The following is a 13,402-nucleotide window of genomic DNA, read 5'->3' on the forward strand; positions in this document are numbered from 1 at the left end:
CCGACGTCATCGACCGGTCCCTGAAGAACATTGTCTTCACCACCGACCCGCTCGCAGGGACGTACAAGAAGCTGCTCCAGGACGGCGTCGACGCCGGCACCACCAAGCAGGCCGACATCAACGGCATCTTCGACCTCACGGCGCTCAACGCCGTGTCGGCCCAGAAGATCTCCGCCGGAGGGCTGGGCAGGGAATAACAGGGCGAATCGCTGTAGCGACTAAGTAAAAGCCCAACGGGCGGCGGTCACGGGAGACGTCCTCGCTAACGCGACGACTCCCGTGCCGCCGCCCGTTGGCTGTGCACAGCGTACGCAGCCGCTTCGAGCCTCACACAGATCCGCAGCCCCGCTCACGGCCTCGGAAGTCTCATTCCAAAGCCCCGCCTGCCGCCCCCCTCTAAACACAAGCATTCCGTAGTCCCGTTGCCGAAGCCCTCTGCCGGCGACTGCGGCAAGTCGATGTCGGTCGCCTCCCGGGCATTTCAAAGCCTCCCGGGCATCTCAAATACGATCGATTGATGAGACACGCGGCGGCTCGCAGAGGGCCTCAGGAGTTCCCGGCACCACAAGGGCCGCCGCTGTCTCGAAATGCCGTCCAACAAAAGGCGGTCTCACAACAGCGAATTGTTCGGGATTGAGAGAATACGGGAGAGTTGCCGGCTGTGATCGGATACCCGAGTTCTCATGCTTACTCCCTCGGCGGTCAGAGGCCCTTGGAAGCCACTTCAAGGCGACTAGTCAAACGACCGTTGTTGACGCTGGACGCTCTTCCGGCACCTGTGGTCTGTCCGACAACTCGGCGGCGGCGGGAACATAGTTCCTATTCACACGCGGGACTACACGCGGGACCTGCCGCGGAGGAAGTGGAAGATCAGGACGACCACGGCAATTACCAGAAGCAGGTGAATGAGCCCACCGCCGATGCCTCCGAGCAGGCCGAGAAGCCAGAGAACAGCGATAATGATGGCTATCCAAAGCAACATGAGAGTCTCCCTTGTTTGTCTGCGGATGGAAATGCTGATTCTGCGCCCTGGCTGGTCTGCGTATTTTGGCACGAGGCGTTCCCTTAAAGGGATCGGGCAGGTTCGGTTCGGGTCCCCGTGCCGCCCGCACCCGGCGCCTGACCGGTCCAGCACGGCGTAGGGCGGAGCTGATGTGGCCGGTTATACGTCAGGAGATTTTTCCGTGGCCGGAGGGTGTTCTCCGGCCAGGTGGTGTGCTTCCTTGAGATGGCGTGCGAGCTTTTCCTCAGCGGCAGCGCGCCGTTGCCCGATGGTGCGCATCTGGTGTGTGGTCAGGTCCTCGCGGCGCGTCCACGCGGCGGCACGTTGTGCCGGCCCGGGTTCGGTGTGTTCGTTCATGACCGCATCGTCGCACACGATCTTTCTGGGCAAAAGGCACAATTTTGCAACGCCTGGGAGCGCAAGCGTTCCCCCACGGATCGAGGAACCGGACCGGGGTCTAGGCAGCCGGAGCCGATGCCGGGCCGTTTTCTTTCGCCGGTCCCCGGCCGATCGGGGTGGTCCGGTCGGCGTCGGCACCCTTGGTTTGGAATCCCTGGGGGAGCGGTGCGAGGGGAAGTTCCCGGTGGACGATGTAATCGCAGGCCGCGGGGCCAATCATCGCCAGCCCGGTGCACAGGCCGCCCGGGTGGTCGGGCTGGATGTTCGCTGCGCGCAGCCCGGCTCTGAAACTTCTGGCTGGAGCGGGTGTGGTTCTCCGGAGGGAGCACCAGCTGAGGTATAGACCGTACAGCTCTTCCTGGGTGAGTCCGTCAGCGTCCTGGTTCCGGGCGATGCAGTCATTGACGAATTCGTGTAGCGGTGACTTCAACATCTTGGCCTCCTGCGTCCGCGGCGTAGCCGCTCAACTGGCACAGCTATCAAGGGGTGAAGCAAAACCGTCCCGGCTTCGGGTACATAGAAAATTTAAGATGCCGGGCTGCGACTGTCAACCGGAGCATACGCCTTGACTTCGAGGCGCATCATGGAGCGGACGTGAGTGTCTGCAGGGGCCTTGAGGGCGTTCCCTTGTCCCTGGAACCTGGCAGCAAGCAATGACAAAGGCCTGGTCCGGTGGGTGAATTTACAGGGGGCAATGGTTTGCATCGGTCAACGGTTCCAAGTGGGCCCCGGAGCCTGGCTCGTCCCGCGGTTCCGGACGGGTGGGCTGACCCAGCGGGCGGCGGTGCAGGGATGGCCCCCTCGGCTGGCCGGTTCCTTGTCAGTGTCAGGACCGGGAGTTAGCCTGATTCACGGGGGCACGACGAGTGAAGCGGGGCCGCTGGATGTGGGCCAGCTTTCCCGGACAAAGGAGTCTGTCATGTCTACCGTTTCCCATCCGAGCAAACCGGGGCCGTCCAGCTGGTCCCAGGGGCAGCGGCTCTGGTGCGCTCAATGCCAGACGGATGAGTACCTGATCATCGAATCCATCGACACCCTCCGGCCACCGCGCATGGGGCTGGTCGACGTCGCGTACACCTGCGTTGAATGTGACTTCTTTTACGCCCACACCGCCTCGGTGGGGGATGTTGCTGTGGTCCTGAACCGGCCGGGCCAACGATCCGGGGTGCTGCAGTTCGGCGGCAACTACCTCCATTGCGGGGAACCGATGACAATGGCCGGATCCCAGCAGCGCAGCATCCATGCCACGCTCTCAACGGAACTGACCGGTGAAGGCCCCCTGGAGGTGTACCTGCGCACCAGGGTGCTGCGCTGCAGCTGCGGGTTCCAAATGGAGATACCCGACTGACACCCTGGGGCTAGGGAACGGAGCAATGATGGCTGACCCGGAACGCCGTCCGTGCACCGCTTTTGTCGGTCGGGGCGTATACCTGCTGGACGATCACGAGGTCGTGAGGCGGGGGTTGCGCCAGCTGCTGGAGTTCGATGGTCTCGGCATCGCCGGGGAATCCGGATCCGCGCGCGAAGCGGTCCGGCGGATTCCTGCCCTTCGCCCGGAGCTGGTCATTATTGATGATGACCTTCCGGACGGTTCCGGTGCCGAGGTGTGCCGTGCCGTTGCCGTGGCGGACCCGCGGATCCGGTGTGTGCTGATGACCGAGGAGGGCGGCGAGACCGTGCTGATCGACGCCATTCTGGCCGGCGCGTGGGGATGCCTGTCCAAAGACGATGAGGGCAGCGAACAGCTCAGGCTCATCCGACGGGCCCTGGCCGGGCACACCGCGTACAGCGGCCGCTTTTATCCGGCGATCGTGGCCCCGTTCTTCCTGCTCCAGCCACAGCGCCCGGATGAGAATCTCCTGACCCTCACGAAACAGGAAATGACTGCCGCGATCGGCCTGGGGAAAGGACTGAGCAACCGCCAAATCAGCAAGGAGATGTTTCTGGCAGAAAAAACCGTGAAGAACATGGTCTCGACCATCCTGACGAAACTCGGCACCGCGACCAGGACGCAGGCCGCCCTGCTTGTCACCGCAACCCTCGACCACTCCGAAAACCCCTCCTACGGAGGCTACCGGTCCAGCCAATTCCCGGACCTGATCCCCGAAGTCACTGCAGCACTGTTGAATTGCACCGGCGAGGCCGGCACCGTGCCACCTACGGACCAGAAGCGGGCAACGGACGCCGCCCGGCTTGCCGCCGCCCTTACTGCGGCCCGGACCGGGCTGAGAGTCAGGCGTCCTCAACAGAGCAGCACTTAAGAGTCCGGAGCGGAGATTCCGCGGGCTCTCCAAACCTGATGGACCCGGAGAGCCTCAGTGGTGTCCGGGACGGCCGCCAAGTTCGAGGCTTAACGGCGGCTCGCTGAAGGGGCGCACGGGGACATGGACGGATAAGGCCGTCACCACCGCCTGGCCGCTATCCGTGGCGAACATGAACGAAGCGACTGAAGGCATGCCAAGGTCCGGTAAGGCATGGGCGGCCGACCGAAAGCTGGCCAGGCATTTGTAGTTTCAGGGCCATAGGACTCTTACCGTTACTCTTGCCCGGCCATAGGTATTGATATGCCGCAGCGGGTTCCCTCCGATAGGCGGGTGCGGTGATGGTTGGCCCGGGTGCCGTTGGAACTCGCCCGGGCTGCCTCCGCGCCGGGGGCGCGTGATGCGGTGGGGGTCCTGGGGTGCGCCTGTGGGCTTTGAACCCTCGTCCCGAGGATTAAGAGTTCACTGCTCTGCCAACGGAGCTACGGGTGTGGGGGAGGCTTGCCCGCCGTGTGCTCGTTCCTTGTTTGGGGCGGCGCCGGCTGCGTTGTTTAGGAGGCGCGCGTCAGCTGTCGTTTGCACGGTTCTGTGTCGCCCTGGCACGTTCGAGGGCAGGGTTCTGCGTTATCGTGCCGGGATTAACGATGTCGTTCATTCTGCCCGTGAGGGACGGTAAAGGTCAGCTCCCGCGCTCCCCGGAAGAGCAGGCGTGCCTCAATTCGTGGCTGACTCAAGCACCGGCGGGTCACGCGTTGCTGCCGGCCACGCCCTCCCTCTGGAATCGGCTAGGCAAAGAATGCGCCGCGCCTCGGGTGAGCGGTCGGCCGGCTTCTCACCCGGGCTGCTGACCGGGTAGTCAGTGACCAGCAGTGCCGTTTACAGCGGCACCGAATATTGCGTCAGCCTGGGGGTTTCACTACTGGTGGTCGACGGCGCTCCCGGCCTGTTCTGCGGGGTGCAGGTGCCGGACTATTCCTGTTTATCTGTCCCGGTGCCGGTGCCGGTGCCGGTGTCCGTATCGGTGTCGGTCTTGGTGCGCGGTTTGCGGACGGGATCCACGGAACCGCTTGCTCCGTAGTTGCCCTCTGGATACTGACCGATTTCAGATTCAGCGGTGCGGCCCGGTGTCGACCCGGCGTCGCCGAAGTTGGCTTTCACGTAGCGTCCCGATTCCTTTGCCTTGTCTCCGAGGGGTTCGGGCAGTCCGCCTTCGCTGCCGGCCGCCCCGTAGTCCCCTTCGATGTATTGGCCTTCCTCGTCGTCCGCATGGCGGCCGCTTTGCGCTCCGGCCTTGCCGTAGTTGCCTTCGACGTACCGGCCGCGCAGGTCTGGTTCTTCCGGCTTCTTCTCCGGGCCTGCCTCATCGGGGGTGTCTTCAATGCTGCTGTCGTCGGACATGGTGGTGCCTTTCCCAAACGAAATCCGCGTCTTTGCGGCGCAATCCAAGCCCACCGTGGGCCGCGCTCCCCGACAGAATCCGCCTCCGGGCCTGCTGGGGCTTGCCGGGACGGGACGGGAGGGGCGGGCCCGAGGTGCTGCCCACGGCGGATAGATCTTAGACCGTTGCCTACGGACACTATCGGCGTAGCATAAATCTACTGGGGTTGTCAATTTCGGTAGGTAGATCAGATGACTCGAGGAGGCACTCGCGATGAGCGATATCAGTCCACTCAGAAATGCAGTCCGTCATGGCAGCGGCCTTAAGCAGTTGGGCGGCACTTGGGGTGAACTTCTTGCAGAGTTTCTCGGCACTTTTGTGCTGATCTCTTTCGGCGACGGCGTTGTGGCCATGGCAGTCGCCGCTTTGCCGGGATCCGGCCGGGCCGCTACATCGACGACGATCTTCCTGGCCGCCGGGGACTGGCTGTTGATCACCTGGGGATGGGCACTGGCGGTGACGATGGCCATCTACGTTGCCGGTGGCGTCAGCGGCGCACACATCAATCCGGCAGTGACCCTGGCGTTCGCAGTCCGGCGTAAATTTCCCTGGGGCAAAGTGGGTCCGTATATCGTCGCCCAGGTTCTGGGCGCCTTCGTCGGCGCCGCGATGGTGTACCTGCTGTATCACGACGCCATCGATGCCTATAACCAGGCCGTCGGGACCGGGCGTGCAGATCCGAAGGGGCTTGCCAGCTACTCCATTTTCGCCACCTTCCCCGCACCCTACTTCAACGGCAGCCCCGTGGGGCCGCTGGTCGACCAGATTGTCGGCACGGCCTTCCTCCTCATGTTCGTGGTGGCCATCATCGACATGCGCAATACCGCGGTCCAGGCGAACCTGGGTCCGTTCATGATCGGGCTGGCCGTTGCAGCCATCGGCATGTCGATCGGCGCGAACGCCGGCTATGCCATCAACCCGGCCCGTGACTTCGGGCCACGGCTGTTTGCCTGGCTGGCCGGATGGGGGCAGACGGCGCTGCCGGGCACCGTGGACGGGGCCTTCAGCTGGTATTTCTGGGTGCCGATCGTCGGGCCTTTCATCGGCGCAGTGATCGGCGTGCTGCTCTACGACTGGTTCATCGGCGACGTCCTCCATGCGCGCATCAGGCTGCAGGAATCCACGCCTCCGGGCCGGGCAGGCGGAGAGACACCTCCGGCGACCGAAACGAAAAGGACGGCCGAAACATAGGCGATTAAGGATTCTGAGAGATGGGCGTCGCAGGGAGATTTGCTCCTCCGGTTCAAAGGCGCCGGCTCGGCCCGGGCGGGCGTATAACCACAATGGCAGGCCATGTCGTCAGGTTCGACTACCCCGGACTGGCGGATACCCACTCCTCGGTCTGCGCAGCGTTTCCGTCAGCTTCTTGAGTATCTGTCCGCGCCAGCCGCCGGCCATGAGGCGGTGAGCTCTCACGTGACTATGCGCCTGCGGGTCGAACCCTTCGTGAATGAGGATCAGCCGCGTGCCGCCGCCTTCGAGAATCAGAGACCACGTCACCGCGCTGTTCAGGTCGTTGCCTGCTGACATCAGGGTGTCCTTCGGATTCCCAGGGTGTTGTGCGGGTCTTTCATGCGGCTTCCACTAATGGTCACTGGGGATGGCGTGGGTCGGGCTTATTTTGCAATTCTGCCCACGATCTGGCGGGCCACCAGTCGGTCGATTCCTGGCAGATGGGTTGCCCGTATGGTCCACCGGCGCAGGAGGCGCTGGGTCCGGTTCGCGGGGAGGAACGATGACGCGGTGCGTCTCCCGGCGGCTTGAGCCTCCTCGACCACGGGTCGCCAGCGTCGCTCGAACTCGGTGAGGGCCGAACTGATCCCCTCGGGTGAGGCCACGGGTCCAAGGATGTCCCCCAGTAGCGCGGCACCGGCGATGGCGAGCGAGCCGCCCTGGCCCGCGAGGAGCGATACGGCCCCGCAGGCGTCCCCCACGAGAACGGTCCGCTCCCTCTGCCAGCCCGGCATGGCGATCTGTGCGACGACATCGTCGTAGGGATGCTCGGGGCACAAGTCCAGCAGCCGGTCGACCGCGTGGCCGAGTCCGGCGAACTCGCGGCGCAGCCGCTCCCGCGGGCTCCCGGGCCGCAGGTGCCGTGGTGCGCCTGTGGCGTCCCGGTAGACCATGAATGCCGCCACCTCGTCCGAGCGGAGGCTGTAGAGCCCGACCATCCGGTCGATGCTGTCGCTGAGGACGAACCTGTTCCGGAAGCTTGCATTCAGGATCGGTTCGGTCACGATGAATGCGGCAGCACGCATGCCCAAGGGGCGCAAGTACTCCTCTTCGGGCCCGAAGACCCGGGCGCGCACTCCGGAATGGATGCCGTCAGCGCCCACGAGGACGTCCGCGGAGATCGTCACGTCCGGCGAGTCATCGACGGCGACCCGCACGCCGTCCTCATCATTCCACACCAGGGAAACGGGCATCCCGTAGCGGACCTGCACCCGGCCCGGGGCCACGTCGTCGAGCGCGGCGAGGGCTGCGCACTCCATGTCGGGGCGCAGCAGGCTCAGGACCTTCCCGCCGGCAAGCCGGGCGAACTGGTCGTAGTCGAGGCTGGACGTCGGGCGGCCTTCTGCGTCCACATACTCGGCTGCCTCGACATGGTAGGCCACCTCTGCGAGCCGCGGGTAGAGGCCGATTCTTTCCGCAGCCTCGACTCCCGGACCGAAGAAGTCCATCATGTAGCCATCGGGACGCGGAGCGGCCGATTTCTCGAGAAGCTCGACGTCCCAGCCGGCCAAGCCGAGCTGGCGGGCCGCGACGAGGCCCGCTATGCCCGCCCCGACAACCACTGCCTTCATGTCCTGCCCCGAACGATCGTAGGCGTGTCTGATATTCGGCGCGTTGACAGGCCGCGAGGTGGCGCGTATTCCTGAGTGCAGAGCAAGGAGGTCTCCTTATGGCCACCGTAAGCGTGCGCTACATCGTCGATGATGTCGATACATCCATCAATTTTTACCGCGAACATTTGGCATTCACGCTCGTCATGCATCCGGCCCCGCCTTTTGCCATGCTCGAGCGCGGTGATTTGCGGCTGCTGCTCAGCGCTCCGAGCGGCCAGGGCGGAGGAGGGCAGAGCATGCCCGACGGCACCAGGCCCGCGCCGGGCGGGTGGAATCGATTCGCGCTGGAGGTGTCTGACCTCGCGGCAACCGTGCGGACCCTCCGCGACGCAGGCGTGCAGTTCCGCAATGACATCGTGACGGGCATGGGCGGAAATCAGGTACTGATCGAAGACCCCTCGGGCAATCCGATCGAACTATTCGAACCGACGATTCCCGAGGCTCGGCTCGCGACATCCTGATCCCAATGGCGGTGGGCCCACACAGTCACAGTCGTGCCCTTCGTCCGGAGGGAATGAGGCATCAAGTCTTTAGGCGTACGCCGGGCATGCAGGACACGGGTCCCGAACGTCCGCCACCGTTGCTGCGAGCAGACGGCAGTTGGCTCCATGAGGGTCGCCGGGGGCGCGCCGGGACCCTGGTCAGGCGGCCTGTGAACGCCGCCCCGCCCGCACACCCGGCACATGGGAAAGCCTCTCGAGGCAGGGGCTTTCGCCGTTACCGATAGACATTGGGGAGGGACGCAAGTCCACTCGCGACGCTATGGTCTGGGTCAGCCGCCAAAACGGAGGCTGACCGCCAGGCCGATCAGCGCGGCCGCACCGGCCAGAAGCATCGCTGCCCTGGGATTGCCGAAGTTAGCGTCCATCCCAGACCGAACCGGCGCGGAACGACCAGCGCATGGTCTTCGCGGTTGATGTAGAACAGGCCACCGCGCCAGTGCTTGTCATCGTCCCGGTGGATCAGGCCGGTGTCTTCCTCGGCGTCGTTCCGCTCCCGGCTGTTCCTGGCCAGGATGACGACGGCCACCACGGCGGCGGTCAGGATCGGGAGGACGATTACCAGCGGCGCCCACGGTGTGACCGTCCCGGTCCACATCAGCAGCGATGATCCCAGCATTCCCAGGTCGATCATCGCGGTCAGCCCGAGCAGGGCCTCGGCACCCAGTGACATGTAATGGCGGTACCAGCGCGCTGAGGTAACGGGGTGTGCCGGGTTGAGATCGGGCCGGCTGCGGACGATGGCCGCTGCTATACCGGCGAGCAGCGCGGTCATGCCGATCTGCACGAACACCAGTGAGAAGGCGGCGCCGACCGACTTGGCGACCACGCGGTTGGGCACCCCGTTCGCGTCGTAGTGGACCGCGAGAACTTCGGGCATCGATGGGTAGCTGATCACGCCGATCACTACCGTGGCGGCCGTGATGATCAGTGCCGGGGCCAGCCAGAGCCAGGGAAACCGCGGTGGATTGGTCCGCAGTTCGGTGTCCACCGCGATGCCCTGGTGCAGGCCCCGGTACCAGCCCCCGGCGGCCTTGGCGGCCCGGATCTCGTGGTTGGCCAGGAAGAAGCAGCCGTACCAGACGCCCTCGAGCACCAGCACCGACAGCGGCAACACCAACGTTGCGCCGGTCACGGCGAAGATGAGCACGCCGGCCGCGGCGGTGGCGATTCCACCGAGGAGTACCCGCCAGCGTTAGATGCTGGTCTGCCGGACCACCGTCGGGTCCCCGGCATGCTGGGGCGGTACCCGGACCCCGAAGGGCACGGCGGGGCTGGTGATCGAGGGCAGCGCCAGGGCGATTACGAGCGCGAGTGCCAGCACCGCGGAGCTCAGGATGATGGCAACGGTCATGGCGTGTCCTCTGGCTTCTTGGCATCAAATGACTCGACTATCGCCCGGCAGGTCGCGAGAACCTCGTCGGCCGGCAGGCCTCTGGCCAAGGCCTCGGCAAGCAGGGTCCGAGCCCTCGCGGTCCACTCTGCGGGGAACGGCGGATCCGCGACCGTCGGGGTCACCACCGCACCGGTCTTGCGGTTGAGCCGGATCAGGCCTTCCTGGCGCAGGAGGTCGTAGGCCTTGTTCACGGTGTGGAAGTTGATGCCGAAGTCGGCCGCGACCGTCCTGGTGGCCGGCAAGGTGCTGCCCTCGGTCAGCGCGCCTTCGGCGATCGCCTCCACGATCTGGTCCCGGAGCTGCTGATAGATCGGTATCTCTCTGGCCAGGTCGACGTTGAGGATCATCCTTCCCACCTCCCACGGTTGTTCTATCGCAGCTCAGGGTCAAAGCCGGTGGCGCCGACGTACGCCATCGCGCCATCAGCAGTATCAACCCACACATAAAGCCACGAGCCGGTCGGGCGGACATTCCCCTGGCGAACTGTTATCAACCGTTTCTCAAATCGCTCCATCGACTGAGGATAAACCCCTTCATTTTCCCTGAACCAGCTGTCCGTATGCCGGTCGATCACCGTGCCCAGGAACGCGCCGCTACGTTCCGTGCAGGTGCTGGCTTGTGACTCGCAGCGATAAATGGCGGTCTTTTCGCAGCGCTATTTTGTCACCCCGCAGATCCTTGAAAAGCTTGTTCGTTCTTCTTGTTCGGTGCTCTCGTCAGGACCGCGTCGTTGCCCCTCGGTTACCCGGGGCGGCCCGACCGACTGCCTGCACGCTCCTGGCGAACCGCGCTCACGGCGCGCACGGCAACTACGGCGGCCACGATCAGCACGGCCGCGGCCAAGGCCGTGCCCGGTCCACCCAGCCGCCCGGTGACGGCACGGGGAAACCCGTGTGCGGGCTGGCCGGTGCTGCCACCTGTGACCTCGTTGTCCGTCACCTCCCATTCGGCAGAGGAGGGGAAGATACCGGCCGGAAGCCTCTGCTGTCGGAGACGCCGACGTGAGGCAAGCCTGCGCCGCACTTTCTCATTCGGAGCGGGCATTACGCCGTCCGCTGCCACCGCGGCGGGGAGGTCAACGATGTAGGGCTCACCGTAATAGGCCGCCGAAGCCACCGAGTCCAGCCAGATGCCGGGCGGGGGTTCCACCCCGCGGCGCGAGAACGCAGCCAAGAGCATCTGCTGGATCTCACCCAGGCTCTTGCCCCGGGCGACCTGCGTGACTTCGAAAATGGCCAGCTGGAGCTGCACCTTCTCATCCGCCGCCGGATCTTTGGCGCTCGGAGCCTGTTCAACGGGGTCGGTGTTAAGTGGCCCGGTCTTGGGTGTGCCCGCGTTGCGCGAGTCGGGGCTCATGGGGGTTCCTTTCTGTCATGTTGGGTCCAACTGCCCTTCGAATTTGCCCGTCCGCGGGCATCGACGGTACTTGCTCGCCGCCCGGTAACTTGACCCGGAAGCCCGTGCGGCGGGGTTGGGACGGTGCTGTTCCGAGTCACCTCTACCGGACTGGGTCCGACCGAACGCGGCCTGGTTATCCGCGAAACGGGGACGAGACAAGGGGCAGGTGTGTCTATCGTGGCGCAATTCCGTCGGTTTGTCGTCGGCGTTGACACTCATGCCATAACCACTTCCACGCCATCACCGCCGCAAGTTACGAACCGCTCAAGACTCTCTCGCGTTGACCGTCGTCCGAAGGGTCCGCGAGGGGCCGGGGTCTTTTTGCCTTGGCGGAAGCCGTTGCCGCGGCGATCTCCGAGCTTGGGAGCCGGAGTGCAGGCCACGGTCGTTGCTCCGGAGACAGGAAATTCCCGATTTGTGGTTCGACCGGGTGGGGCGTTGGAGCCCGGCCGCCCCGCTTCACACCGGCCGTGATCCGGACCAAACACCGGACCCCCGCGGGACTCCGGCAGGAGCCCCGGCAACCTCCACCGCCCCGCGGCTACGACCGGCAGCTCCTGCGGGTTTTCTACAGGTCGGATCTCTCGGCCCTGAAGAGCAGCCCGCCTCCCGGACCTACTACGACCGAAAGCGCGCCGAAGGCAAGACCCACACCCAGACCATGCTCTCCCTGGCCCGGCGCCGCCTCAACCTTCTCTGGGCCGTGCTCCGCGACGGCACCACCTACATCCGAGTTCCCGCAGGCGGGCTCTATGGCCACCTGACGACACGGGCCTGCGGAGCTCCACTCGTGCCGAATCGGTCGTCCACGGAACCCTCTCCAGGAGTATCTGGATAACGGTTGATCCGGGGTTCCTGGTCGTGACGCATGCTTTGCAATAGTGCAGAGTCGCCAGCATGCGGAAGGGCCATGTCGACCAGAACGACCCAAGGGCCGCCACAGTCAGGTATTTTCCTGAGATCCATAAGCCTGCATACTGTTGCGGTTACGCAATGATTCCCGTTAGATTGAAGACTTAGTGGGGGACCCGGCTCGGCGCCCGTGCAGGAAGGGCGGGAAGCTGACGCGATTGCTGACACTCTAAGGAGTCACCCTCATGGACAAGGCCCGGCGTATCGTCGCTATTACCGGATCCAGTGGCGGAATCGGGCGCGCATCGGCGGTTGCCTTTGGCCGTCAAGGCGCCACCGTTGCCTTGCTTGCCCGTGGCGAGGCAGGTCTGGCCGGGGCCGCGCAGGAGGTGGAGGCCGCCGGCGGCCGCGCGTGGACTTTGAGCGTCGATGTCGCCGACGCCGATGCTGTGGATGCTGCCGCCGAGCGAATTGAGCGCGAGTTGGGGCCCATCGACGTCTGGGTCAACGTTGCCTTCACTTCGGTTTTCTCCCCCTTTTCGGAAATTTCCGCAGCTGAGTTCGCACGCGTGACCGAGGTCAGCTACCTCGGTTACGTCTACGGAACCATGTCGGCCTTGAAGCGCATGCGGCCGCGAAACCGCGGCGTCATAGTGCAGGTCGGCTCGGCCCTGGCCTACCGGGGCATCCCGTTGCAAACCGCCTACTGCGGCGCGAAACATGCTATCCAGGGTTTCAATGAATCGCTGCGGTGTGAACTGCTGCATGAGTCGAGCGGGATCCACACCACGATGGTGCAAATGCCGGCGGTCAACACGCCCCAGTTTTCCTGGGTCCTGTCCCGCCTTCCGCGACAGGCGCAGCCCGTGCCGCCGATTTACCAGCCGGAGCTGGCCGCCCGGGCGGTCGTGTACGCGGCGGAGCATCCACAGCGTCGGGAGTACTGGGTCGGCGGCAGCACTGCGGGGACACTCATCGCGAACGCCGTCGCCCCAGGCCTGCTCGACCGCTACCTGGCCAAGACAGGCTTCAACGCCCAGCAGACCGCGGAACCCCGCCATCCCGACCAGCCCAAGAATCTCTGGGAACCTGCCGACAAACGGAAGGATTTCGGGACGCGCGGTATTTTTGATTCCAGGGCCTCCAACCGCAGCGCGCAGCTGTGGGCCTCCCAGCACTATGCAGCGGTGGGCGCGGCCGCAGCCGGGCTCCTCGCCTCCGTGGCCGTCGCGGGCCGCGCGCTTTTGCGGTCGGCGAACCGGTGAAGCCGCTGGAATTGGTCCGGGCGGCGTACGGGATGTGCGAGCTG

General features: G+C 65.0%; 15 protein-coding genes and 2 pseudogenes. 7 read left to right on the top strand and 10 right to left on the bottom strand.

Going from position 1 to position 13,402, the window contains the following annotated elements:
- Positions 1–197, top strand: a pseudogene (locus AC1DNG_RS16400) (sulfonate ABC transporter substrate-binding protein); the annotation flags it as partial.
- A gap of 638 nt (positions 198–835) precedes the next feature.
- On the opposite strand, the gene AC1DNG_RS16405 reads toward AC1DNG_RS16400, so the two are convergent.
- The 3 genes from AC1DNG_RS16405 to AC1DNG_RS16415 form a co-directional block, all read right to left on the bottom strand.
- Positions 836–982, bottom strand: coding sequence for a lmo0937 family membrane protein (locus AC1DNG_RS16405; protein WP_441410653.1), 147 nt, complete (start codon positions 980–982; stop codon positions 836–838).
- A 180-nt stretch (positions 983–1,162) separates the two neighbouring features.
- A complete protein-coding gene (locus tag AC1DNG_RS16410; protein WP_476851104.1) occupies positions 1,163–1,360 on the bottom strand; it encodes a hypothetical protein in 198 nt (65 codons plus the stop codon).
- A 100-nt stretch (positions 1,361–1,460) separates the two neighbouring features.
- Positions 1,461–1,835 (bottom strand): hypothetical protein, encoded by a 375-nt coding sequence (locus AC1DNG_RS16415; protein WP_476851103.1) that lies wholly within the window; start codon positions 1,833–1,835, stop codon positions 1,461–1,463.
- Positions 1,836–2,321: 486 nt separating this feature from the next.
- On the opposite strand from AC1DNG_RS16415, the gene AC1DNG_RS16420 reads away from it, so the two are divergent.
- Together AC1DNG_RS16420 and AC1DNG_RS16425 are read left to right on the top strand one after the other, a co-directional pair.
- Positions 2,322–2,750 carry a hypothetical protein gene (locus AC1DNG_RS16420; protein WP_476851102.1) on the top strand — a complete coding sequence of 143 codons (429 nt, stop codon included), beginning with the start codon at positions 2,322–2,324 and terminating at the stop codon, positions 2,748–2,750.
- Between the two features lie 25 nt (positions 2,751–2,775).
- Positions 2,776–3,663 carry a response regulator gene (locus tag AC1DNG_RS16425; protein WP_476851101.1) on the top strand — a complete coding sequence of 296 codons (888 nt, stop codon included), beginning with the start codon at positions 2,776–2,778 and terminating at the stop codon, positions 3,661–3,663.
- Positions 3,664–4,632: 969 nt separating this feature from the next.
- Here the strand turns inward: AC1DNG_RS16425 and AC1DNG_RS16430 are convergent.
- Positions 4,633–5,061 (bottom strand): hypothetical protein, encoded by a 429-nt coding sequence (locus tag AC1DNG_RS16430; RefSeq protein ID WP_441410660.1) that lies wholly within the window; start codon positions 5,059–5,061, stop codon positions 4,633–4,635.
- Between the two features lie 253 nt (positions 5,062–5,314).
- Between AC1DNG_RS16430 and AC1DNG_RS16435 the strand changes: the two genes are divergently transcribed.
- A complete protein-coding gene (locus tag AC1DNG_RS16435; protein WP_476851100.1) occupies positions 5,315–6,292 on the top strand; it encodes an MIP/aquaporin family protein in 978 nt (325 codons plus the stop codon).
- Between the two features lie 108 nt (positions 6,293–6,400).
- On the opposite strand, the gene AC1DNG_RS16440 is transcribed toward AC1DNG_RS16435, so the two are convergent.
- Complete coding sequence (locus AC1DNG_RS16440; RefSeq protein ID WP_476851099.1) at positions 6,401–6,631, bottom strand: SRPBCC domain-containing protein; 231 nt, start codon at positions 6,629–6,631, stop codon at positions 6,401–6,403.
- Positions 6,632–6,717: 86 nt separating this feature from the next.
- Complete coding sequence (locus tag AC1DNG_RS16445; protein WP_476851098.1) at positions 6,718–7,905, bottom strand: FAD-dependent monooxygenase; 1,188 nt, start codon at positions 7,903–7,905, stop codon at positions 6,718–6,720.
- Between the two features lie 98 nt (positions 7,906–8,003).
- Here AC1DNG_RS16445 and AC1DNG_RS16450 point away from each other — a divergent pair, with 98 nt between their 5' ends.
- Entirely contained in the window at positions 8,004–8,408 is a 405-nt protein-coding gene (locus AC1DNG_RS16450; protein ID WP_476851097.1) for a VOC family protein, read from the top strand.
- Positions 8,409–8,754: 346 nt separating this feature from the next.
- On the opposite strand, the gene AC1DNG_RS16455 is transcribed toward AC1DNG_RS16450, so the two are convergent.
- From AC1DNG_RS16455 to AC1DNG_RS16470, 4 genes are all read right to left on the bottom strand, one after another.
- Positions 8,755–9,582: a DUF1648 domain-containing protein gene (locus tag AC1DNG_RS16455; RefSeq protein WP_476851096.1), complete on the bottom strand. Its 828-nt coding sequence runs from the start codon at positions 9,580–9,582 to the stop codon at positions 8,755–8,757.
- A 60-nt stretch (positions 9,583–9,642) separates the two neighbouring features.
- Entirely contained in the window at positions 9,643–9,801 is a 159-nt protein-coding gene (locus AC1DNG_RS16460) for a hypothetical protein (RefSeq protein WP_476851095.1), read from the bottom strand.
- Positions 9,798–10,190 carry a GntR family transcriptional regulator gene (locus tag AC1DNG_RS16465; protein ID WP_476851094.1) on the bottom strand — a complete coding sequence of 131 codons (393 nt, stop codon included), beginning with the start codon at positions 10,188–10,190 and terminating at the stop codon, positions 9,798–9,800. The genes AC1DNG_RS16460 and AC1DNG_RS16465 overlap by 4 nt, the downstream gene beginning before the upstream one ends.
- 394 nt (positions 10,191–10,584) lie before the next feature.
- Positions 10,585–11,199 (bottom strand): hypothetical protein, encoded by a 615-nt coding sequence (locus AC1DNG_RS16470; RefSeq protein WP_476851093.1) that lies wholly within the window; start codon positions 11,197–11,199, stop codon positions 10,585–10,587.
- Positions 11,200–11,822: 623 nt separating this feature from the next.
- On the opposite strand from AC1DNG_RS16470, the pseudogene AC1DNG_RS16475 reads away from it, so the two are divergent.
- A pseudogene (locus AC1DNG_RS16475) lies at positions 11,823–11,968 on the top strand (IS110 family transposase); the annotation flags it as partial.
- 370 nt (positions 11,969–12,338) lie between these two features.
- Positions 12,339–13,358 carry an SDR family oxidoreductase gene (locus tag AC1DNG_RS16480; RefSeq protein WP_476851092.1) on the top strand — a complete coding sequence of 340 codons (1,020 nt, stop codon included), beginning with the start codon at positions 12,339–12,341 and terminating at the stop codon, positions 13,356–13,358.
- The last annotated feature ends 44 nt before the right edge of the window (positions 13,359–13,402 follow it).

This window comes from Arthrobacter sp. 01T425 (assembly GCF_056398725.1).